20 protein-coding genes are annotated in these 20,654 nt (G+C 60.7%); 1 reads left to right on the forward strand and 19 read right to left on the reverse strand.

What is annotated here, in order from left to right; all coding sequences use genetic code 11:
- From VFE81_RS13475 to VFE81_RS13515, 9 genes are all read right to left on the reverse strand, one after another.
- A partial coding sequence (locus VFE81_RS13475) for an alcohol dehydrogenase catalytic domain-containing protein (RefSeq protein WP_325045070.1) occupies nt 1–354 on the reverse strand: 354 nt, incomplete at its 3' end.
- A 101-nt stretch (nt 355–455) separates the two neighbouring features.
- Nucleotides 456–782, reverse strand: a complete 327-nt coding sequence (locus VFE81_RS13480) for a hypothetical protein (protein ID WP_325045071.1) — start codon at nt 780–782, stop codon at nt 456–458.
- 63 nt (nt 783–845) lie between these two features.
- Nucleotides 846–1,841 carry a xylose isomerase gene (locus VFE81_RS13485; RefSeq protein WP_325045072.1) on the reverse strand — a complete coding sequence of 332 codons (996 nt, stop codon included), beginning with the start codon at nt 1,839–1,841 and terminating at the stop codon, nt 846–848.
- A gap of 16 nt (nt 1,842–1,857) precedes the next feature.
- Nucleotides 1,858–2,940 (reverse strand): aromatic ring-hydroxylating dioxygenase subunit alpha, encoded by a 1,083-nt coding sequence (locus VFE81_RS13490; protein ID WP_325045073.1) that lies wholly within the window; start codon nt 2,938–2,940, stop codon nt 1,858–1,860.
- A 41-nt stretch (nt 2,941–2,981) separates the two neighbouring features.
- Nucleotides 2,982–4,001, reverse strand: coding sequence for a PDR/VanB family oxidoreductase (locus VFE81_RS13495; protein ID WP_325045074.1), 1,020 nt, complete (start codon nt 3,999–4,001; stop codon nt 2,982–2,984).
- Nucleotides 4,002–4,415: 414 nt separating this feature from the next.
- A complete protein-coding gene (locus VFE81_RS13500) occupies nt 4,416–5,339 on the reverse strand; it encodes a LysR family transcriptional regulator (protein ID WP_325045075.1) in 924 nt (307 codons plus the stop codon).
- A 110-nt stretch (nt 5,340–5,449) separates the two neighbouring features.
- Nucleotides 5,450–6,088 (reverse strand): dihydrofolate reductase family protein, encoded by a 639-nt coding sequence (locus VFE81_RS13505; protein WP_325045076.1) that lies wholly within the window; start codon nt 6,086–6,088, stop codon nt 5,450–5,452.
- 179 nt (nt 6,089–6,267) lie between these two features.
- On the reverse strand, nt 6,268–6,741 hold the full coding sequence (locus tag VFE81_RS13510; protein ID WP_325045077.1) for a VOC family protein: 474 nt from the start codon (nt 6,739–6,741) through the stop codon (nt 6,268–6,270).
- A gap of 533 nt (nt 6,742–7,274) precedes the next feature.
- Nucleotides 7,275–7,481, reverse strand: a complete 207-nt coding sequence (locus VFE81_RS13515) for a hypothetical protein (protein WP_325045078.1) — start codon at nt 7,479–7,481, stop codon at nt 7,275–7,277.
- 327 nt (nt 7,482–7,808) lie between these two features.
- On the opposite strand from VFE81_RS13515, the gene VFE81_RS13520 reads away from it, so the two are divergent.
- A complete protein-coding gene (locus tag VFE81_RS13520; protein WP_325045079.1) occupies nt 7,809–8,096 on the forward strand; it encodes a hypothetical protein in 288 nt (95 codons plus the stop codon).
- A gap of 59 nt (nt 8,097–8,155) precedes the next feature.
- On the opposite strand, the gene VFE81_RS13525 is transcribed toward VFE81_RS13520, so the two are convergent.
- The 10 genes from VFE81_RS13525 to VFE81_RS13570 all read right to left on the reverse strand — a co-directional run bounded on the left by VFE81_RS13525 (nt 8,156) and on the right by VFE81_RS13570 (nt 20,651).
- Entirely contained in the window at nt 8,156–8,863 is a 708-nt protein-coding gene (locus VFE81_RS13525) for a transcriptional regulator NanR (protein WP_325045080.1), read from the reverse strand.
- A 157-nt stretch (nt 8,864–9,020) separates the two neighbouring features.
- On the reverse strand, nt 9,021–10,412 hold the full coding sequence (oiaK, locus tag VFE81_RS13530; RefSeq protein ID WP_325045081.1) for a 3-oxo-isoapionate kinase OiaK: 1,392 nt from the start codon (nt 10,410–10,412) through the stop codon (nt 9,021–9,023).
- Nucleotides 10,409–11,653, reverse strand: a complete 1,245-nt coding sequence (locus VFE81_RS13535; protein WP_325045082.1) for a ribulose-bisphosphate carboxylase large subunit family protein — start codon at nt 11,651–11,653, stop codon at nt 10,409–10,411. Before VFE81_RS13535 ends, oiaK begins: the two co-directional genes overlap by 4 nt.
- Nucleotides 11,654–11,704: 51 nt before the next feature.
- A complete protein-coding gene (locus VFE81_RS13540) occupies nt 11,705–12,535 on the reverse strand; it encodes a phosphogluconate dehydrogenase C-terminal domain-containing protein (RefSeq protein WP_325045083.1) in 831 nt (276 codons plus the stop codon).
- Between the two features lie 41 nt (nt 12,536–12,576).
- Nucleotides 12,577–13,947, reverse strand: coding sequence for an MFS transporter (locus tag VFE81_RS13545; protein WP_325045084.1), 1,371 nt, complete (start codon nt 13,945–13,947; stop codon nt 12,577–12,579).
- Between the two features lie 218 nt (nt 13,948–14,165).
- Entirely contained in the window at nt 14,166–16,163 is a 1,998-nt protein-coding gene (apnL, locus tag VFE81_RS13550) for a D-apionate lactonase (RefSeq protein WP_325045085.1), read from the reverse strand.
- The gene (locus VFE81_RS13555; protein ID WP_325045086.1) at nt 16,160–17,260 is read right to left on the reverse strand and encodes a Gfo/Idh/MocA family oxidoreductase; all 1,101 of its coding nucleotides are present in this window, start codon (nt 17,258–17,260) and stop codon (nt 16,160–16,162) included. The genes apnL and VFE81_RS13555 overlap by 4 nt, the downstream gene beginning before the upstream one ends.
- Before the next feature lie 3 nt (nt 17,261–17,263).
- The gene (locus VFE81_RS13560) at nt 17,264–18,334 is read right to left on the reverse strand and encodes an ABC transporter permease (protein WP_325045087.1); all 1,071 of its coding nucleotides are present in this window, start codon (nt 18,332–18,334) and stop codon (nt 17,264–17,266) included.
- 77 nt (nt 18,335–18,411) lie between these two features.
- Nucleotides 18,412–19,998, reverse strand: coding sequence for a sugar ABC transporter ATP-binding protein (locus VFE81_RS13565; protein ID WP_325045088.1), 1,587 nt, complete (start codon nt 19,996–19,998; stop codon nt 18,412–18,414).
- Complete coding sequence (locus VFE81_RS13570) at nt 19,995–20,651, reverse strand: DUF2291 domain-containing protein (RefSeq protein ID WP_325045089.1); 657 nt, start codon at nt 20,649–20,651, stop codon at nt 19,995–19,997. The genes VFE81_RS13565 and VFE81_RS13570 overlap by 4 nt, the downstream gene beginning before the upstream one ends.
- Between the last annotated feature and the right edge of the window lie 3 nt (nt 20,652–20,654).

Raw genomic sequence — 20,654 nt, forward strand, 5'->3', positions numbered from 1 at the left:
CATCAGGCCGCGGCCTTGCGTCGAACGGATCGCCTGGCAAAGATTGGTCTTGCGCGACAGGCAGAATTTGCACTGGCGGCATTCCGGCGTGTAGAGCGGAATGACGTGGTCGCCTTTTTTAAGCGTGCCGACGCCCGGACCCACATCGACGATCACGCCCGCGCCTTCGTGGCCGAGAATCGCCGGGAAGATGCCTTCGGGATCGGCGCCCGAGAGCGTGTAGTAGTCGGTGTGGCAGATGCCCGTCGCCTTCACTTCGATCAGGACCTCACCGGCGCGCGGACCTTCCAGATCCACCTCTTCGATCGTCAACAGGGCGCCGGCTTTCCATGCGATTGCTGCTTTGGTCTTCATCGATATTCCTCACAACGTAGAAGTTGAATTGCAAACACGACGCGGCGCGGGTGCCCCACTTCATCGCGGATCACCCCGTCGTCGAATCGTCAAAATGGATATCAGCCGTTACAAAAGGCATACTTTGCAACGCGCCTTTGACGCTCCGATGATCGGTTCCATATTTGTTCATCCAGTATTCCCAGCCAAACCCGACACGAACCAGATTTTTGTGACCAGTAAAGCAGCGCGACGTCGAAATTCCCAGGTACGTTGAAAACAAGATTCGGCCCCACCACGATGGCCTGTTTGCCTGATGCAAACGTCTTGTTCTTGCTGCCCAGAATGAAACCAGCGTCGAGCGTGAGATCCTTGAGCGGTCCAGGCGCGAACGCCTGCGTACCGGTCAGGGCATTCATGCTGGTCAGCCACCCGATAAATTTTTTCATGTGTCTCCTCCAGATATTTTTTCTGGATGCACTTCACGGGTGCTTCCTTGGTACGCCTTGCGCTCAAACGCGTGCGGCGACTGCCTTTTCTCGCTTGATGTCCGCCCACGTGCGACGGAACCAATCGGCAATCGCCACGTTCTGCTCGAAAAGCGAATACTTCACGCCGCCACCGTAATCGGGCATGTCGATCATGTCGGTGGTGATGTAGCGCAGTGGGCTATCAGGTGTGTCGCGGTGATGCCGCAGCACGCGGCGCACGACGTCCTTGCAGGGTTCGACGCGATAGGCATTCCACGGCAGATGCCATTCGCCCGGCGCCGGCCTGAAAAAGGGATACTGGCAGGCACGGCCATAGGTGCCGCCGTCCTTCATTTCCCACGGATTCTTTGGGCCATTCGGCGAGACGGGCCGGATCTGCAGCCAATGCGTCATGTTCATGCCAATCCACTGGTCGAGCACATTGCCTTCTTCATAGGGGTCGATGACGAACCGCCCGGACTCCACATCTTCGCGAATGCCGCTTACATCCTGTTCCTCGAGGTTGTCCACCTTCAGCAGCACATGACTGTGATCGAGAACGAAATTGAACGGTACGCCACGCTGCTGAACCTGCCGGGCCACCGGCGTGATGCGCCGAAGATCTTCCGACCACATGTAGATATGCACTTCGAAACCAATGGCGATGCCGATCTTCTGCCCTAGTTCATGGGCATGCAGATAGAATTCGACGATGTCCTGATCGGTCACCACATGACCTTTCGCGTGCTTCGTGTACAGCATGATGTTGTGAAACTCGCCGCCGGCGTCCTTGCACAGGCGCAGATTCTTTTCGAGCACGACCTCATCGCGGCCCGCGGTGTATGACCACAAGCCCGTGCGGATCGGAATGCCATACCGGTCAGCCGCGCGCAGATATTCACGTTCCTGACCAGGTTGCGGCATGCGGTCGAAATGGTCGAACACGCCGGACTCCTTCAACATGCGGAACTGCTCGTCTACCGACACGGGCTGTGTGTGCTGTACGCCCCGGCCGTTACAGCCAATCGAAAATTCCATCTCGAACTCCTGATAATTACGACGTGGATGACTGTGTTTCGCCCGGCACCTGGTGCAGTACAAGCGCGGTCGGCGGGACCGCTTCCTTTGCTTGCAGACGTTCGACCATCTTGCGGATCCGCACAGGCGCGTTGTCTATGCCGAGTCGGGTGTATTCGCGCACCCCAGTGCGCTCCTGTTCGCGCTGGACATAGGCGAGCAGCACGGCGTCTTCATCGAATGTGAGCGTCATCAGGCGTGCGACGTCTTCCGAGACCTGGGCATCGTGCGCGTGATAGTTGCGCAGATGCAGCCAGAAATAGTGCGTGGTCGATTCGGTTTCAGGTGTCAGGAAATTGAAGCTGAACGAGCGGAATCCACGATCCTTATTGGTCTCGGTCGGCTCGATACCCGCGTCGATGCTGCCGAAGTCCACATATGAAGTGGACGGCAGATGCAGGTAGTAGTACTGCCAGCGGTTCACCATGCCGGCGAAATCCGCCATCTTTTCGACGAGCGGCACCGGCGGCGCATTGTTTATCCAGCGATATGCAAGCACGTACGAATCGCCCTGCTCCACCTTGACGCCGACGTCCTCGCCTGCCGCATTGCCGATAGTCTTCTTGTGCACATAGCTCGTATGTGCCGGATCGACGAGGTTGTCGGTGATGTTCAGGTAGTTGGATCTGAAGTGAAGATATTGCCCGTCGACGATGCCCCAGTCCGCATCGTCATAGTGAGGAACATCGACGATAGCGCCGGTGTCGGCAGATGCCGGATCGCCCATCCAGATCCAGACCGCGTTGTACTTCTCAACGAGAGGAAAGGATCTGACGCGCGCGGTGGGCGGAATGTTCTGCTGGCCGGGTACCCGCACGCAAGCGCCCGAGCAGTCGAACGTCATGCCGTGATACCCGCATTGCACGTGGTCGCCCTTCAATTCTCCCAGCGAAAGCGGCGCCAGTTTGTGTGGGCAGCGATCGACCAGTGCAGCAGGTGTGCCGTCTTCGCGTCGATACAGCACCACCTGCTCGCCAAGGATGGTGCGCGCCAACAGTTGCCGCCCAACGTCATTGCTCCACGCCGCAACGTACCAGGCGTTTTTGACAAACGTACTCATTGTGTCTCCGTTATCTTGAGAAGTCGCACCGGATGGCGACATCAGGCGTCCAGCACCAACTCACCTTCCCGGGCTCTTGAGACGCACACGCACATCAGATGCTCGTGATCGCGATCGTCGTCGGACAGTGCGTAGTCGTGGTGCTCCGGCGTGCCACTCAGCACGCGCACGGCGCACACGCTGCACTCACCGCGCCGGCAATCGAACATGGGATCGAGCCCCGCGTCGATCATTGCGTCGAGAATGCTTTTTTCCGCGGGCACGTCCAGCGTCAAACCGCTGCGTTGAAGCACGACCCGGCAGGGACGGTTACCGGCTTGCGGTGTCGGCGCGCCAAACAATTCGAAGTGGACGTGCCCGGCTGACCATTGCTGCGCACGCGCGGTGGCGACGACGGCGTCGATCAAGGGACGTGGCCCGCAAACGTAGAGGTGACGATTCGGGGCCGGTTGCCCGATCACTTCTGCTAGTGGCATACCTCGCGCAGGATCGCCATAGTCGAAGTACAGGCTCGCCTGTTCACCGCGCAAGTGCGAGATGCCGGTTCGATACGCCATGGTTTCCGGACTGCGCGCTGCGTAGTGCAAACGATACGGAGCACCCTTCGCACTGAGTTCCTTCGCCATCGACAGAATCGGTGTGATACCGATACCGCCGGCCATGAGAACGGCTTCGTGCGGTTCATCGTGCAAGGGGAAATCGTTCGTTGGCAGCGCAGCACGAACATGCTCGCCAGTCCGAAGCGCGTGCATGAAGCGCGATCCGCCTGCGCCTGCCGCTTCCCGTTTGACTGCGATTTCGTAATAGCCCGACTGGTCGTCGCTGTTGACGAGCGAATAGCAGCGCTCGCCGCGCGTCGGTGTTCTCAGCGCGCCGGGCAGCGTGACGGGGTCTTTCGCGCCATCGGTGAGGTCCACCCTAAACTTGATGTGCGCGCCGCCTGAGAACGCGGGCAACGGTCCGCCGTCGGCCGCCTTCAGCTTTAACGAACTGATCTCCGCAGTAAGCGGATCGGTGTCGGCCACCACGAGTTCCAGTGGCCATTCAGATGTAGTCGACATGTGCTCTCTTCCTGATCCGGACGCAGCAGTTCCCGAGCGCTGTTCTGGAAAACAGCGTATTTAACGCGGAACGGCTGGGATTGGGTCTTGCGTGAGCGGGCCTTGCACGCGACGAATCGCGCGCGCCGCTGGCGCATCACCTTATTGCAGGGAAGCGACGCGGAGGAGCAGTGTGTTTTGCATTTCGATAGCTGATCGGCGCAGGGGCATGTTTTCTCCGCCATTGCAGCGGAATACGATGCATCGCGTGATGCCTCAGGCCCTCTTCCCACGCGGATTCGACAGCCAAGCGAAACATCGCCTCTTCCCTGATTCCGTTGTTGTGAGTCAAGTATAGGGAGAGTGCCGCGCCACGCGTAGCGGCAAATAAACAGCGCGCCGCTGCAAATTTTGCAGCGGGGAAGTTCATACCGTTCAGTCCGCGCCTGCTTCCTCCCGCTGCAGGCTACCGAGCTGTTCGTTCATGATAGCGATGAGCGCCGTCACCGCAGGCGGCAATGCGCGCGCTGACCTGACATAGACGCCCAGGTGGGCCGCCACGTTTTCCGACTCGCGCAAGGGCACATACGCAAGCCGTCGGTTCTCACAGAGCGCCTTGAGACCGATACGCGTCTGAAACGCGATGCCTACCCCACGCATCGCCAACTGGCGCATCAGCTCGATCGCGCCGGTGTACACGACCGGTTGCACTGGCCTTGCCGCTTTCTGCATCAGTGGCAACAGTAGCGAATGCACGGCGAAATCCGGATTGGCCATGATTAGCGGGAAAGCCGCGCAATCGTCGAATGACACTTCCTTGCAGGCCGCGAGCGGATGGTCCGGCGCCATGATCGCGCCGAGGCGGAAGATACCGCTGCCGGCACAGGTCAGGTCCGGGGTGTCCTGCATCGCAAACGCTACGCCAACATCGACCTCTCCCGACGACACCTGCTGCGCAATCGGCTCCGATCCCAGCATGAAAGTATGGATACGCACCTTCGGATATCGTTGCAACATGTTTTCGAGTACGGCTGGCAGGAAGTCGGCATTCAGACTCTCCGCAGCTGCTACGCGAATTTCACCGCGCTCCACGCCTTGTAGCAGTTCCAGTTCCGCGAGTGTCCGCTGCTCATCCTGCAGCACCGTGACGACATGTTGCGAGAAAATCTGCCCTGCTTCCGTGAGACGCAACCCGCCTGGCAGGCGTTCGAACAATGCCGCGCCTATCTCGCCTTCCAGATTGAGCAGTTGTCGGTTAACCGCCGACCCATCGACGTGCAACCGGCGTGCAGCTTCGCGGATAGATCCCGAGCGTAAGATCGTGTCGAAGTAGCGAATGGATTTGGCATGGATATTCATGCGCGGATGCTAGCAGAAGTGCACCCGCGGCACACAGGAATTGACATGACGTGTGGGGCAACGCGGCCCGCGCAGCGGACCGTCCGCTGCAACCGATTGTTAGGCCGTCCTCACTGACGCACATAGCGCAAGTGTGTGGCAGCTGGACCATCAAGAACCTTGTCGATGCGAAACTGCGGCCCGGGCTCGCGCAGGTTCTCGAAGAGACGCCGCCCACCGCCGAACAACACGGGTGACAAGGCGATTTCCAGCTCGTCAACGACACCCATGGCCAGGTACTGCTGGATCACATCGGCTCCACCCGCGATACGAATATCACGACTGCCTGCGGATTCCCGAGCCAGCTCAAGGGCACGCTCCGGTCCGTCACTGATGAAGTAGAAGGTCGTCCCACCCGGGCGCACCCAGGGTTCGCGTTTCTCATGGGTAAGAACGTATACCGGTGTGTGAAACGGAGCCTCCTCTGGCCAGGCGCGCTCGCCTTGGTCGAACATTCGCTTGCCCATAATGTCGGCACCGATGCGCTCCGTGGTGCTGCGAAGCAGATCATTGACCGGGCCGGTCTCGCCCCCTGGCCCGAGCTTGAGGTTCTCGCGGAAGTACTGTTGATTGAGGATCCAGGCCATCAGCGCACCCCATTTAGCGCCCCAGTTCTTGTACTCAGGCTTGTCCCAATTCTCCATGGTCATTCCTTCCGGCGCCATGTAGCCATCGAGGCTAAGTCCAATGTTGACGAATACTTTACTCATGATTCTCCTCTCGCGTGTTCGGATGTCGGCCTGACTTTGATACAGGGCGACAGTTTTGCGCCCTAACTTCGACGACTGCCGGTTAACCCGGCAGCTAGAACCAGAGATATAAAAGCGTCGGCCGAAAGCGAGCAAACCTGACCGACGCCTTATAACGCACCCGATGTACAGAGCCTTTGCTAATCCGTTGCCCCCGAATACGCAGCCTTCAGCGCGGCGACGTCGAACTTCGTCATTTTCAGCATGGCCTCTGCAACGCGCCCTGCCTTTACTGGATCGGGATCAGCCATCATCGCGATGAGATCATTTGGAACGATCTGCCACGAAACGCCGAAGCGGTCTTTCACCCAGCCGCACTCCTCGGTCGAACCGCCGCCCTCGAGAAACGCGTCCCAATAGCGATCAAGTTCTGCCTGATCGTTACAGTTGACCATAAGGGATATCGCGTGATTGAACGGGTCGAGTCGCCCGGCGCTCATGGCGATGAAGGGTTGCCCAAAGAGAACGAACTCGACGACTTTCGTGGAACCGGCGCTCGGCACCGCCGTGACCCGAACGACGCGCGAGTCTGGGAAGATGCCCGCATAGAAAGCAGCGGCCTCCTCTGCTTCGTTCGAATACCAGAGAAAAGGCGTGATCTTTTGAATCGTCATGGCAAATCTCCTATCAGTTTTGGCTGAATGCGGCGGCAAGCCGCATGCATGCCGACATTGAGACGACGAAGGGAGACTATCAAAAACGACACGCCGGGATGAAAAAACTCACTTTTTCATCGGTTTCGGCCATACGGTACGACCCCCACCTGCCGGGTTTGTGGCAGGCCGGGGTATGGTCATCCTTCGAATGCGCAACTCATTGAAAAGCGTCGCATCGCCACCGCCTTCACGGCTGTCCCGGTCTTGGTGCGTCCGGAGAAGCCGTCAGCACACGGTATCCCTCACGCTCTACCAGCAGTCGAAGTGGGCGCAGAATATTCGGGGCATCATCAACTAGAAGTACGGTTGCCAATTCGATGACCTCGCAGCGGTTCTACAAGCTTCGGAGGGCCGGATAACCGCGGCCATCGATACGCAATGAAATTTCTACGAGCGGTTTGAAAACCGTTCATCCGGTCGAACAATCCGCGTCATTCTTCAGTGCACGCGGCGCATCCGTTCCCTGATGCCACGTCGCGTGCAGGAATGGCTTACGTGCTCTTCCCTCCCCCGTCGATGCCGGCGCCTTTGCGCCACACTTCCTTTCCTTTTTCGGAAAGCTCGCCGCTGCTATGCGTGGCATCGGCCTCCGTTCCTTCGACGGCCATCGAACCGCCCGATTGTTCCTGCGCTTTTTGTTTTCGGTTCTTTTGTGCAGCACTCCGTTCATCATGAGACCGCCCTGCATAGGGGTTCATTTCGCTCTCCCTCAGTTTCGCCAGTTCACTCCAGCACTATGGTGTGCACGCATAACCTGTGCCTACGTCGAGGCGTGCGAACGCCCAGTTAGCTCAATTCCGCAGCCTATTCGAATGGGCATTTTCTTTGCTTCCGTCGATGATTGGAATCACCGTTCAGTCGCCGAAGGTCTATAACAGTATCGGTAGTCCGAGATGGCCGTCTGCGCAACTGCCGATGGCGCGGAAGCCCGCGAACTTTTGACTGGGGAGGTTTAGCGATTACGACTGGACGAATCCATGCTTTGTCTTTTCGAATCCCGAATAGCCTGAGTATCGGAGGCAATCATGCAATGCGGGTACCGTGGGTGGATCATCGACGCGACTCCGGATTTCTCCCTTGGGAAATTCTTCGCTCACGCGCGACTGATCCGTGTTTCGGCTGACGATGACGTTGATGGAGAAATGCACATCGAGCGCGATCTTTCGTATTTCGACACGGAAGACGAGGCGATCGAGGTTGCCCAGGATTGGGCGTTTGCATGGATCTGCAAGCGCGACAGCATCGTCGATAGTACGCAGGACCAGACGTTAGTATTCCGGCACGACATTCCGGCCGATACGCCAGCCAGATGAAGTGCCAGATGCGCCGCATCCCGGATCGTAGCCGGACGTGAACCGGGCCGAACCCCCGACTACGTCCGGCTGAGCGTTCGATACAACTCGTTTGCGCGATTCAGATGCGCGCGCATCGCTTCGGCCGCGCCTTCGCCATCATGTTTCGCGATCGCGTCGACGATTCGCTGATGCTCCGACAACGTCAATTCCTCGGCCCCCGGCGCGCGCACTAGCGGGCGGTAGTACTCGCCCGCCCAGCGAAATAGCGATTCGACAATCGACGGGAAAATAGGGTTGCCGCTGACTAACGCGATCTCGCGATGAAACGCCATATCTTGCTCGATAAACTCCTCGAGATTGACCATCGAAGCGCGGTGCCGGGCGACACTGAGTTGCAGCCGGGCCACGTCTTCCTCATTGGCCCGCTCCGCCGCCATCCGCGCCGTACCGATCTCGAGAAAGACGCGCGCCTCTTTCAGGTGGATCAGCATGTCCGGATGGCTGCGTAGCAGATGCATCGCGCCGCCGGCGATCTGCGCGATCAGCCTGTCTGCGGTAGGAACCACGACCCGCGCACGCTCGCCATGAACAATCTCGACGATGCCCGAGCGCTCCAGCGTTTGCAGCGCTTCGCGAATCGCTGGCCTGCCAACGCCGTAAATTTCCATCAACTCCCGTTCCGACGGAAGCTGGGCGCCGGGCGCAATTTCGCCCGAGCGAATGCGCTCCATGAGTCGATCGACAACTTCCTGATACAGCTTTCGGCGCTGAATGATCTCAGCCATGACATATCCGCGTAAAACCAAGTGGTGTAATGACCTTACCACGGACTACCCAACAGATGGAAGCATACCAGGCTGGCGGTGTCCGTGACACGGCAACGCCAGTGGCGGCAGCGCAATCGCCAGGTGTTTCGACGCCCGCCAACGCCGGATCCACACGTCATACCCCGGACACGCGCCCTTCCCTCACTGCGCCGAAGAACGATGCTTCGCCCAGTTGGCCGCCTTTCAGCACGATTTGCAGGCCGTCGCGCCGCGGCTCGGCGGACCACGCGCGACACAAAGGCGCGCCAGGCGCAAGCCCTGCCACGACGCTCAGCGCGTCGATACCAAGCGTGCTTGCCACTTCGCCCGAGCTGTCGCCACCCGCGACAACCACGCGAGCCAGATCAACGCGATCGAGCAGCCGTCGCATCACCTCCGCCAAGGCGCGCCCGATCTTGCGCGCTGCGTCGTGGCGCGTCAGCCCCGCTGACGAGGCGATGGCGTCGAAGCCGGTTACCGCCGGATCGTCGGGCCCTTCGGCGCTATACACGATCGCGCTTATTCCGAGAGTCAACGTCTGTGCTGCCGCCGTTACGACGCGTTCAATCTCCGCGTCGCCGTCGCGCGGGTCGAGCGCCCTACGCAACTCAAGACGCTCCGTGTGAAAACCGTGCGCGCGTGCCCAGGCGATCTGCACGGCCGTCACCGGCGAACAACTGCCGCTTACTGCGGCAATCGCCTGAACCGGGCCGGCGAGGGGTAGCGACGACTTCGCCGGTAACGGTCCGCACGCTCGCCAGTACGCAGCAAGCGCGTATTGCAAGCCCGACGACGACGCCGTAAAAATCCCTTCGCCGCGATGCTTCCAGACCAGACGGCCCGCCGCCGCCAGCGTCTCTTCATCGAGCACGTCGATCAGAGCGACCGGCGTGTCGGCCGCGCTCAGTGCGCGAACCCGGGCGTCTACATCGTCGCCACGAAGCTGGATCATGTCGATCAGCTCGATACGGCGCGCCGTCTGCCTGGCGAGATGCAGGCGAAGATCGGCCTCGCTCATCGGCGTGACCGGATGCCGTGACATCGTCGGATGCCGATCCAGCCTGTAGCCGACACCGTCGGCCGCGGCGAACAGGTTGCCGAACATCTGATAACGCATCAGGCGCGGCGCACCAACCACCATCGGCGACCAGCCTCCGGGCATATGCTTCACGCCGATGTCGATCGCGCGGCCGATTGACCCGACCTCCGGGGACGAATCGAAAGTCGAGCAAACCTTGTATTGCAGGATCGGCGCACCGAGCGTGGCAAGGCTTGCGAATGCTTCCGGCAGTTCGTCGTCCATCCATGCGCCCGAACGTCCACGTGAAGAGCCGGCCATGCCCACGCACCGAACCTCGGGAAAACGCGCCAGCAACTCGCGCGTGGGCTTTTGCAGACAGAGCACGGTCGGCACACCGGCGGCCGTCATGGCCTCCATCGCGTCGGTCGAGCCCGTGAAATCGTCACCGTAATAGGCGAGCAGCAGTCCATCGGGCCACGCCGCGTCTCCTTCGCGCGTCCCGTTCATTTCCAGAACTCCAGCGCAGCGTTCAGCGCGGGATGCCGAGCGGCATGCTGCTTCAGCGGCACGCCTTCGATGACCGCGACCCACGCCTCGCGCAACGCCTCGACGCCCGCCGCAACGCCACCGGGATGACCGAAAATGCCGCCACCGGCTGTATGAATCAGGTCGGCACAGCCGAGCGCGGCATACGTGTCCGCGGCCTGAAGGCCGGTCTGTCCCGAACTGAAGACGGGCATCGCCGGCATCGGCGCTTCAGGCATTACCGGCGCGAGCACAGCACGCGCGGCGGCGATCACGCTGTCGTCGGGTTCGCTAAACTTGTTGTGCAGTCCGTTCACATGCAAATGATCGGCACCGGCAAGACGCCAGATCATTTGCCACGGTGCGTAGTCCCAGCCGAGCTCCGGACAGCGCGACAGATACCCCCAGCCGGCCCGATGAGCGTGAATCGGCAACTGCGAGTGGCGGCGCAGTTCATGCATGCCGACGAGGCCGACGGAGTTCAGCACCGCCATCACGCACGTCCCGCCCTCGGCCAGCACGAGATCGTGACGACGACGCATCTGATCCAGGTCGCCGGTCAGATTGAACGCGACCATCGCCTTCTTGCCGGTGCGATCCGCCTCCTGGTTGACCACGCGCATCACCGCCCGCACGCGCTCGTCGAAGGGACAATGCGGACCATCTGCCTGCAACTCGTCGTCCTTGATAAAGTCGATACCGCCCGCAACGAGTTCGCGCACCTGCTGCGCAGTCTCTTCGGCCGACAGTCCGACGCTCGGTTTAATGATCGTGCCGATCAACGGTCCGTGGCTCACGCCGCCCAGCCGCCGCGTGCCTTCGATACCGAACGCGGGTCCCGGATAGGCCGCCGCGAACGACGGCGGCAATTTGAGCCCCGTCAGACGAAGACCCGACACCTGCCGCAACTCGAACAGATTGCCGGCAATCGTGGACATCAGATTCGGTAACGATGGACCGATGTTCTCGATCGGCCACGACAGTTCGAGCGTGCAGCGCGTGTACATGTCCGACACGATTCCGCCAGTCAGGCTCGGCGTGCCGGCCGTCTCCAGCACGGTGAGGCGCTCGACGCGCGCCCCCGAACGCGCTTTCAGTTCCGGCGTCTCGTTGGGCAGCGCGACGAAGGTGCCGCTCGACTGCTCGCCGGCAATCACGTCGGCGGCGCGTTGGGGATCATCGCCCGTTTCGAGCCAGTAAGTGGTGTGGATACGTTCGCTCACGATATAAGTCCCTGTTCAGAAATCTGCATGAAAGCCTGGCGCCCCGGCCTGTCAGGTAATCCGGCGAATGCTCTCGGCGATCTCCGCGTGATCGAACACGTTCTTCCAGTCGTCGCGCATCAACCGTGGTTTGCCGAATTCGATCGCCTTATTGCAGGCATCGGAGAACGCGCCGGGAATTTCGTTGAAGATCACCGCGCTCAGGATGTTCATGTGGCCAAGCAGAAAGTCGCGCGCGGCTTCTTTCGGCACACCTCGTTTCACGGTCTCGTCCATCGCTTCGCGCATCACATACAGAAGCGTCGCGCAGATCGTTTCCGACAGCCCGGGTTCGAGCAGCGCCATCTGGTCGACGCTCAGCCGATACGAGCGAAGAATCGGCGCGTAGATCACCTTTGCCACGTCTTCACCGAGATCGAACGCGGTTTCCGGACCTTGCATCAGCGCACTGGTGATCGACTGTTTCGCGTAAGCGCCGCCAAAGAAATCGCGGCGTGCTTTGGGATCGGCGTCGTCGTTAAAGATCAGCGGATGACACGGGTGCGCGACGAAATACGTCAGGTCGTCGCGCTTTGGCAGATGACCTGCGAACGGCGCCGCGGCATCGAGCGTCATCACCATCGTGCCCGCCGGCAGCTTCGGTGCAATCTCGTGACTCAGTTTGCCAATCAACGTGTCAGGCACGGCGAGAATCACCACCTGTGCGCCGTCGAGCGCTGCATCGGTCGATACGCACTCGACGTTCAATTCGTCCTTGAGGCGTTTCTGCCCTGCCTCGCTCACTTCGACGTGTGCAACGCGGTAGTCCGACTTCAGCAGGTTGCTCGTGAGGCGAAAGCCCATCTTTCCGCCAGCGCCGAACAGTGCGATTTTTTCTTTCATGGTGCGACCTCCTTGCATGGATTCATTGAAATGCTTGACGACTAACTCGAATGCGATTGCGGTCCGAGCGCGACGGGTGCGACGCCGTCGCCGGGTTTCGGCTGCCGTGCGCTGCTGCAGAACGCGAAAGCGAGTCCCGCGCTGACCAGCATCAGTGCGCCGACGACAAACATGGGCGCGTGATAGGAGCCCGTAGCGTCCTTGACGGCGCCAGTGAGATACGGCGCAACAAAGCCGGCGAGATTGCCGATGGTGTTGATCAGCGCGATCCCCGCGGCGGCAGCGGCGCCAGAGAGGAAGCGTGCGGGCAGTGCCCAGAAGTTCGGCAGCGCGGAAAAGATCGCGCATGCGGTGACCGTGATCACCGCGACGGTGGCCTCAGGCGATTGCATGTACAGCGCGACCGGGATGCTCGCCGCGCCGATCAGCGCCGGCACACCGATGTGCCAGGCACGCACGCCGTGCTTCGTCGCGTTGCGGCTCCAGAGAAACAGCGCCACCGCGGCAGGCAGATACGGAATCGCCGTGATCAAGCCTTTCTGGAACACGTTGAAGTGCGTACCGAACTGGCCTTCGAAGCCGCCGATGATCGTCGGAAGGAAAAATGCCAGTGCGTAGAGACCGTAGATCAGGCCGAAGTACATCAGCGCGAACATCCAGACGCGGCCGCTTTTGAGCGCGGCCAGCGCATGCATCGAGTGCGATGTGGAAGCGTTGACGCGGGCGCGCTCCTCTGCTTCGAGTTCGGCGGTGAGCCAGGTCTTCTCAGCGGGTGTGAGCCAACGCGCCTGCGACGGACGGTCAGCCAGGTAGAACCACGCCACGACGCCGATCACGATAGCCGGCACAGCGACACCGAAGAACATCACACGCCAGCCCGCGAGTCCGAACACGCCATGCGCTTCGATCAGCAACGCGGCTACAGGTGCACCGATCACGATCGTCAGCGGTTGCGCCAGGTAGAAGAGCGCGAGGATATGGCTGCGATATCGCGAGGGCACCCACATGCTGAGGAACAGGATCGCGCCCGGGAAAAATCCCGCCTCGGTCACACCAAGCAGGAAACGCAACGTGTACAGGCCGGGAATGCTGCTGACCCACGTGAACAGCAGCGCGACAATGCCCCACGACACCATGATCCGCGCCAGCCAGCGACGGGCGCCGAACTTGTGCAAAGCGAGGTTGCTCGGGATTTCAAGCACGATGTAGCCGATAAAAAACACGCCGGCTGCAAGCCCGAACTGTGCGGCGCTCAAGCCGAGATCCTTCGTCATGCCGTTCGGACCGGCGAACGAAATCGCCGTGCGGTCCAGAAAATTGATGAAGAACATCAACGCCACGAACGGCACCAGCCGCATCGACACCTTGCGTATGGCCGATCGTTCGATGGGATCCACAGGTACGGTTTGCATCTCACACCCTCCAGTCAAACCATGTCTCGGTATGCATCTCTCAGTACACATCACTCATGTGGTTAATTGGTATGATGAGTAGACCATTACACTTAAAATTTAGACACTGGGTATTCACCAAGCACGGTTCACCAGCAAAAAAAAAGGAGTTCGGCCGTTTCGTCACCACGCGTTGTCGCGTTGATGCCGACGGCAGTTCAAGACGATCGTCGAGTTTCTTATGACGAGAAAACGCGCCCGAAAGGTGTCAGCCCGGAAGCGATCTGGACGCAGGCAAACGGATTGAGGACGAAGGTGTCGCACCCAGGGCTTATGCGATCCGCCGGCACGTGCCCGGCACGCGCCTGCCCGGCCGACGATTCGTCGAGCGTCGCAAGACTCATGTCACCAGGAATGTGTCCGCGGCCGGGATTCAGCCGCACCGTGCGTTTTTCGGGCGTGAGGTTGGCGATGATCAGGCGCAGGCTTCCTTCGGCGTCGCGCGCCCCGAAACATGCGACGTCCCGAGGCCTTTCGGAGCGACATGGCAACCGGCTCAGACCGGCCATCCGCGCCAGCGCAGCCGCGATATGAAATGCCGGGTAGCGCACCGGATCTGCCGCGCTATCGATCGACCCATCGACCAACCCACGCGCGCCTGTCAGCGCGCCGAGGGTCAGACATTCGAGCGAGGCGCCTTCGAGCGCCATCGCATAGCCTGCAAGCCAGGCCGCGCCAAACAGACTGCGTTGACGTGGATCGTCGCCGGCCATCGCCACGCGCTCACCTTGCGGATTGGGCATGACGCGCGAACCGTACGGGTTCTGTCGCATGCCGATCGATACGGGCCCGATTGCATACGGCTGCGCGCCGATCAACGCGCGACATGATCGCGTTATATGCGGGATCGCCTCCAGCGTTTCCATCACGCTGTGATCGTCGGCTGCGTGAACGATGGGACAGGTTGCGTGCGTGACCCAATCGACCAGATCCAATGGCGGCCGCTTTCGATTGAGCTCGGTGAAGTAACTCAACATCCCGCCGCCCAGGCGCAAATCGGGAAACACACGGCGGGCCGCACGATAAACCTCGTCGAGTGGCGGGCATAGCGGACTGATGCTCCCTGGCGGGTTTGACTGCCGGTGCACGGACGGACTAACGACGATGCCAGTCACCGCGAGCTCCGCCACCCTGATCTGCGTCGCGATCGATTGCAATTCCTGTTCGGGCGCGCCGACGCCGGGCAGAACACATTCGAGCACCGCCGCAATTCCGGCGCGACGCTGCAAGTGCGCGAAGCGGCCGAAGTCGGCCTGACCATGACCCGCGACCGGATCGAAGTGCAGCGTCAGTTGTTGCGGCGCGAGTTCTGCCAGCAACGGGAGATTCGCAAGTGCCGCGTCGATTTCATCGGGTGCAATCGCGATGCCGAGGGCAGGCATGGGTTCATCCATGCCGTGCAGGTCGATCAGGACTTCACACTCTCGATTCGACACGGTCGGTAACGTGGGCGATGGCTCCCGCGCGGCTTCGATCTCAAGACGCACGGACTGCTCATGCGTCGAGCCCGCTTCCATCGTATAGGGCCACGGCAATTCGAGCGGCCGCGAGTAAGTTTTGAACGATGCGTCCGACCAGTTGCGCTGGTCTTCCATTTCGAACACATCGCCCGTGAAGGCGCAGCGCACGTTCAGGCCCGACGCATGCGAATGCTCGATCGCCCGGATGTCCTTGAACGGTTGCCACGGATCGATCAACGCGGGAAACGACGATGCGTCGACCGTGCCGTCGCTATGCCCGACGCGCGCCGCTGCGCCCGCCACGCCGTCGATCGGATGCAGAACCACGAAGCCGCAGCGCGCCGCAAGAAAGTCTGTTTGTGCTGTCGCACGCGCGCGGAATTCGAGCGCGCCGTCAGCGTCGCAGTCGATCACAACCGCGTAAGTCAGTACGTGACCCTCCGGATTCGTGCATTCGGCGGAGTAGGAGACGCGCAGGTCACGAACGTGCGAGTCAATTTCGATGCCGCGTATCACTGGCCGGCAGGTGCCCCAATCCCGGTCGCGCACGAGATAAGCAATCGCCCGTATGACTTCAGCACCCAGATAACGGATATCGCGCAACGCGCCATCGACGAAAAGCGCGGACCAGGAACCGGCCGCCAGTGCCTGCCCTTGCACTTCGATCTGCGAGGTGCCGTAATACACGTGCGCGAGCGCGGTCTCACGGTCGTTCATCGCGACACCGCGCTCAACGAGCTGGGCGTGTTCGCCACCGCTTCTTCTTCCAGCGACTTCAACGTCACCGTTCGACCTTCGCGCGCAGAAAGATAAGTTGCTTCGACCAACGCGAGCGTCTTCAGATTGTCGCGGCCGCTCGTCGTCGGTTCGCATCCATTGCGAAGACATTCGATCCAGTGCCGCTGAATGTTCCGCACGCTGCCCTGAATGGCCTCCCAGGGCGCGGACGCCCACGCCGAAGGCGGGGGTGCCACGATTTCCCTGCGCGTGCCGTCGCGGTTGTGTATTTCGAGCTGGTAATCAGCCGACAATCGCAGCGTGCCGTCCGTGCCATCCACTTCGATCAACGTCTGCGGAAACAGCTCCTGTGAGCGTCGCGACGCATAGCTGCAATCCACCACGCTCGTCACGCCGGATTCGTGGGTCAGCAGGATCGTCGCAACATCTTCACCGGCGATCGCAGCGTTCACCCGTGAGGTGGCCGCACTGAGACGCTCGACATCGCCGAACAGAAACCGCGCAATATCGAGGATATGAATGCCGAGATCCTCGACGATGAAGCGTTCGTTTTGCGCGAGATACGGCTGTCCGCTGAATACATCGAACGCTGAACGAAACGACACCCGGCCCCAGAACGGCGCGCCGATCAGACCATCTTGAAGTGCGCGGCCCACTGCCTGAATCGCAGGCTGCCAACGAAAGTTCTCATGGACCATCAGCGGCACGCCGGTTTGATCGCACGCGGCGACCATCGCGCGCGCATCGTCCAGCGTCAACGCGAACGGCTTCTGGCAGATCGTCGCGACGCCGGCATGCGCGGCCATTTCGACAAGCAGACGGTGGCTTGGCGCCGTCGTGGCGATGTCGACGAAATCCAGTTCCTCGGCGCTCAACATCGCCGTTGCGTCCGTGTACAGGCGCTCGATGCCGAACGCCTGTCCGGTCGCCCGCAACCGCTCGCTATCCGCATCGCACAAGGCGACGATTTCGGCGTCGTCGATGTCTTGCCAGGCGTGCAGATGGTTCCGCGAGAAGAACCCGCATCCGATCAAGCCGCCCTTGAAACGCTTCGTGCCCGCGGTCGTTGCGTTCATCGCTCAGGCTCCCGTCGTCGCGGCCTGCTTCTGCAATGCGAAGCGCTGCTGTACGCGCCGCTGGACCTGGTCGACGACCACTGCCGCCACGATCACCACGCCCTTGATGACCGTCTGCCAGAACGAGCTGACGCCCATCATCACGAGCCCGTCGGACAGAATGCCGATCACGAATGCACCGATGATCGTGCCGCCAATCTTGCCCCGGCCGCCCGACATCGACGTTCCACCCAGCACGGCTGCAGCGATCGCATTGAGTTCGAACGTCTCGCCGCTCAACGGATGCGACGCAACCAGTTCGGATGAAATGATCAGCCCGACGATCGCCGCGCAAAAACCCGAGAACATATAGACGAACATCTTCACGCGATTGACGCGTACGCCTGAGAGTTGCGCCGCGCGCTCGTTGCTGCCAATCGCATAGATCTGGCGCCCAAGCGGTGTGCGTGCCGCAAGGTACGCCGCGAACACACCGACTATGACCAGCAGCCAGACCGTCAGCGGAATGCCGAGAATAGACGCGCTACCGAGGATCGGAAAACCCGTCGTGCCGTAATCCGCATTGCCGGTCAGGTTAGGAAAGGTTTCACCGCCCGACGACAGCAGCGCCGCGCCGCGCGCGATATACAAGGTACCGAGTGTGGCGATGAACGGCGCGACATTGAGGCGGGTAATCAGCAGACCGTTCAACGCGCCAACCGCGACACCCGATAACAACGCAACGCCGATCACCTCGGGCACGCTGAGGTAAAGGGTGTAGCTGCTGCCGATCGGAATGCCGTTCAGAATCAATCCGCCCGCCACCATCCCCGAAAGACCGACAATCGAGCCGACCGACAGATCGATGCCGCCGGCCACGATGACGAATGTCATGCCGATCGCGAGAAACGCGTTGAGCGCAACGTGTCGCGACATGATCAGCATGTTCTCGATGCTGAGGAAGTTATGCGCCGCGAACGAAAAGAAAATAACGACCGCGAAGAGCGCGATGAACGTCCGTAGCTTGAGTAGAACTAGAAGCGGCGCCTCTCCGAAATTGGCTCCGGGTGAAGCGCTTTTGATGGCAATCGTCATGAATGCGTCTCCATTAATACGGTCAGACTGGCGTGCGTCGTGTGATACATGTGTCTCTCGACATGCATCGCGCTATATCAGGCAGCGGCGAGTTGTCCGGTTCCATGCGTGTCCACCCGGTGTCCGATTGCCGACGCCGCGACGAGCGCATCCTGCGTCGCTTCGGCCGCATCGAATTCGGCCGTAATACGGCCGTTCGACATCACGAGAATGCGATCGGACAGCGCCATCACCTCCTCGAGATCGGACGTGACGAACAGAATTCCGAGCCCTTTGACGGCGAGGTCCCGCATCACCTTGAAGATGTCCGCTTTCGCACCCACGTCGATGCCGCGGCTTGGCTCGTCCATCAGCAAGACCTTTGGCGCCGTCATCAAGGCACGCGCGATGACCACCTTTTGCTGGTTGCCGCCCGAGAGCGAGCTGACAGGCAGGTACGAGTCGGCCACCTTGATCGCCAGATCCCGGATGAAACGCGTAATGGCGCTTTGCTCGCGTTGACGCTGAATGTGAAAGCCGCGCGCGAAATCGGCGAGGCTCGACAACGTCATGTTGCTGCCAATCGATAGAATCGGCAGTAACGCATCCGCTTTGCGGTCTTCGGGAATCAGCGCAAGGCCACCGGCCACACGCTTTGCAATCGCCTTGCCGTTCAGCGATTTTCCGTTCAGCACGACGTCGCCCGTCGCATGCGGATGGCAGCCGAGAATGCATTCGAACAGTTCGGAGCGCCCTGCTCCCATCAGCCCGTAGATGCCGACAATCTCGCCAGCGTGCAACGACAGCGACACGTGGTCCACCAGCAAACCCGCGCCCTTGCGCGGCAGCGATACGTCACGCACGGTCAGTACTTCGCCGCCTCGTTCGTGTCCGATCGGGCGGGAAAAATCTTTCGTCTCACGCCCCACCATCTGTCGCACGATCCACGGCACGTCCACCTGGTCCATCGGTTGATTGCCGGTGATACGGCCATCGCGCAGCACCGAGATGTAGTCGCCGATGCGGATCAGTTCTTCGAGCCGATGCGAGATATAGACGATGGCAACGCCCTGCGACTTCAGATCCGCAATCACCTGAAACAGCACCTCGACCTCTGCCGCACTCAGCGCGGAAGTCGGCTCGTCGAGAATCAGGATGCGCGCGTCGTGAGCCAACGCCTTTGCGATTTCGACCAGTTGCTGCTGACCGATGCGCAGCTCCTCGACCGGCGTATCCGGGCTGACGTCTAGTTCGAGCTGCTTCAGCAACTCGCGTACTTTGCGACGCTGTGCACTCGCATCAATATCGATGCGTCCACGCGTAATTTCGTGCGCAATGAAGACGTTTTCTGCAATCGACAGATTCGGGAACAGGTTCAGTTCCTGAAACACGATGCCGATGCCATGCCGCAACGCTTCGGAACTGCTCGTCAGTTCCATGGGCTGGCCATCGAGCAGCAAGCGCCCTGTGCTGGGTTGCTCCGCCCCGGCGATGATTTTCATCATCGTGGATTTTCCGGCGCCGTTCTCGCCTACCAGCACGTTGACAGCGCCGCGCCGCACACTGAAGTTCACGTCCTTCAACGCGACGGTGCCCGGGTACACCTTCGTCACGCCTTCTACCTGAAGGACGACGTCGTTCATGACGTCGCCAGTGGTACCGCTCTTAGCGAGGCTTTCACTCATGGTTTGCTCCCGAGCGCGACCGCTAGCGGAACCACTTCCGGCTGGTCGCTGGCGCTGTCATAGGAGAAGGCGCCCGTCACCGTAATCGTCTGCCCGTTGAGCTTATTACGCGGTAACGTCTCCATCACATGCGCCACGGCATAGGCATTGAGCGCGGTACCGAATCTGGCGTACTCGATTTGATTGCGGAAATCCGCGAACGAGACGAAGTCGAGCGAATCGCGCAACGTTGTGCCCAACACAGTCGGTCCGATGTCGACGATCACGTCCGCCTTACCATCGCCGGTGGTATCGACGCCGACCGTACCCTGACTCGAATCGGTGTCGACCGACACGATGGTGCCATGCACTTTGGTCGGGAAATTCCACGGGGCGCCGTCGTCCTTGCCACGATAGCCGTACTTCTTGCCGGCCGCGTCGGGGTCGGCCTTGATCGCGTCGAGCAAAACCTTGATATCGGTTGCGCGCTTCTCGACGTCGGGCAGCACTTTCGTGCTCCACATCGAAGCGACCATCGCGTTCGGATCGTAGCCCGCCGACGCATACGCATCGCGTGGACCTTTGGCCGCCTGGGGGTCGTTCTTGACGAGTTTGCAACCGGACAGCGCGCAGTTCGCGACCAGCAGAATGGCCGCGCATACAGAAGCTCTCATGAA

The organism is Paraburkholderia sp. (assembly GCF_035656215.1).
GTDB lineage: Bacteria > Pseudomonadota > Gammaproteobacteria > Burkholderiales > Burkholderiaceae > Paraburkholderia.

Excerpts from the sequence above, each read along its gene's own strand:
- VFE81_RS13480 (WP_325045071.1), bottom strand. The coding sequence starts at position 782 with ATGAAAAAATTTATCGGGTGGCTGACCAGCATGAATGCCCTGACCGGT.
- VFE81_RS13485 (WP_325045072.1), bottom strand. The coding sequence starts at position 1,841 with ATGGAATTTTCGATTGGCTGTAACGGCCGGGGCGTACAGCACACACAG.
- VFE81_RS13490 (WP_325045073.1), bottom strand. The coding sequence starts at position 2,940 with ATGAGTACGTTTGTCAAAAACGCCTGGTACGTTGCGGCGTGGAGCAAT.
- VFE81_RS13495 (WP_325045074.1), bottom strand. The coding sequence starts at position 4,001 with ATGTCGACTACATCTGAATGGCCACTGGAACTCGTGGTGGCCGACACC.
- VFE81_RS13500 (WP_325045075.1), bottom strand. The coding sequence starts at position 5,339 with ATGAATATCCATGCCAAATCCATTCGCTACTTCGACACGATCTTACGC.
- VFE81_RS13505 (WP_325045076.1), bottom strand. The coding sequence starts at position 6,088 with ATGAGTAAAGTATTCGTCAACATTGGACTTAGCCTCGATGGCTACATG.
- VFE81_RS13510 (WP_325045077.1), bottom strand. The coding sequence starts at position 6,741 with ATGACGATTCAAAAGATCACGCCTTTTCTCTGGTATTCGAACGAAGCA.
- VFE81_RS13515 (WP_325045078.1), bottom strand. The coding sequence starts at position 7,481 with ATGAACCCCTATGCAGGGCGGTCTCATGATGAACGGAGTGCTGCACAA.
- VFE81_RS13520 (WP_325045079.1), top strand. The coding sequence starts at position 7,809 with ATGCAATGCGGGTACCGTGGGTGGATCATCGACGCGACTCCGGATTTC.
- VFE81_RS13525 (WP_325045080.1), bottom strand. The coding sequence starts at position 8,863 with ATGGCTGAGATCATTCAGCGCCGAAAGCTGTATCAGGAAGTTGTCGAT.
- oiaK (WP_325045081.1), bottom strand. The coding sequence starts at position 10,412 with ATGAACGGGACGCGCGAAGGAGACGCGGCGTGGCCCGATGGACTGCTG.
- VFE81_RS13540 (WP_325045083.1), bottom strand. The coding sequence starts at position 12,535 with ATGAAAGAAAAAATCGCACTGTTCGGCGCTGGCGGAAAGATGGGCTTT.
- VFE81_RS13545 (WP_325045084.1), bottom strand. The coding sequence starts at position 13,947 with ATGCAAACCGTACCTGTGGATCCCATCGAACGATCGGCCATACGCAAG.
- apnL (WP_325045085.1), bottom strand. The coding sequence starts at position 16,163 with ATGAACGACCGTGAGACCGCGCTCGCGCACGTGTATTACGGCACCTCG.
- VFE81_RS13555 (WP_325045086.1), bottom strand. The coding sequence starts at position 17,260 with ATGAACGCAACGACCGCGGGCACGAAGCGTTTCAAGGGCGGCTTGATC.
- VFE81_RS13560 (WP_325045087.1), bottom strand. The coding sequence starts at position 18,334 with ATGACGATTGCCATCAAAAGCGCTTCACCCGGAGCCAATTTCGGAGAG.
- VFE81_RS13565 (WP_325045088.1), bottom strand. The coding sequence starts at position 19,998 with ATGAGTGAAAGCCTCGCTAAGAGCGGTACCACTGGCGACGTCATGAAC.
- VFE81_RS13570 (WP_325045089.1), bottom strand. The coding sequence starts at position 20,651 with ATGAGAGCTTCTGTATGCGCGGCCATTCTGCTGGTCGCGAACTGCGCG.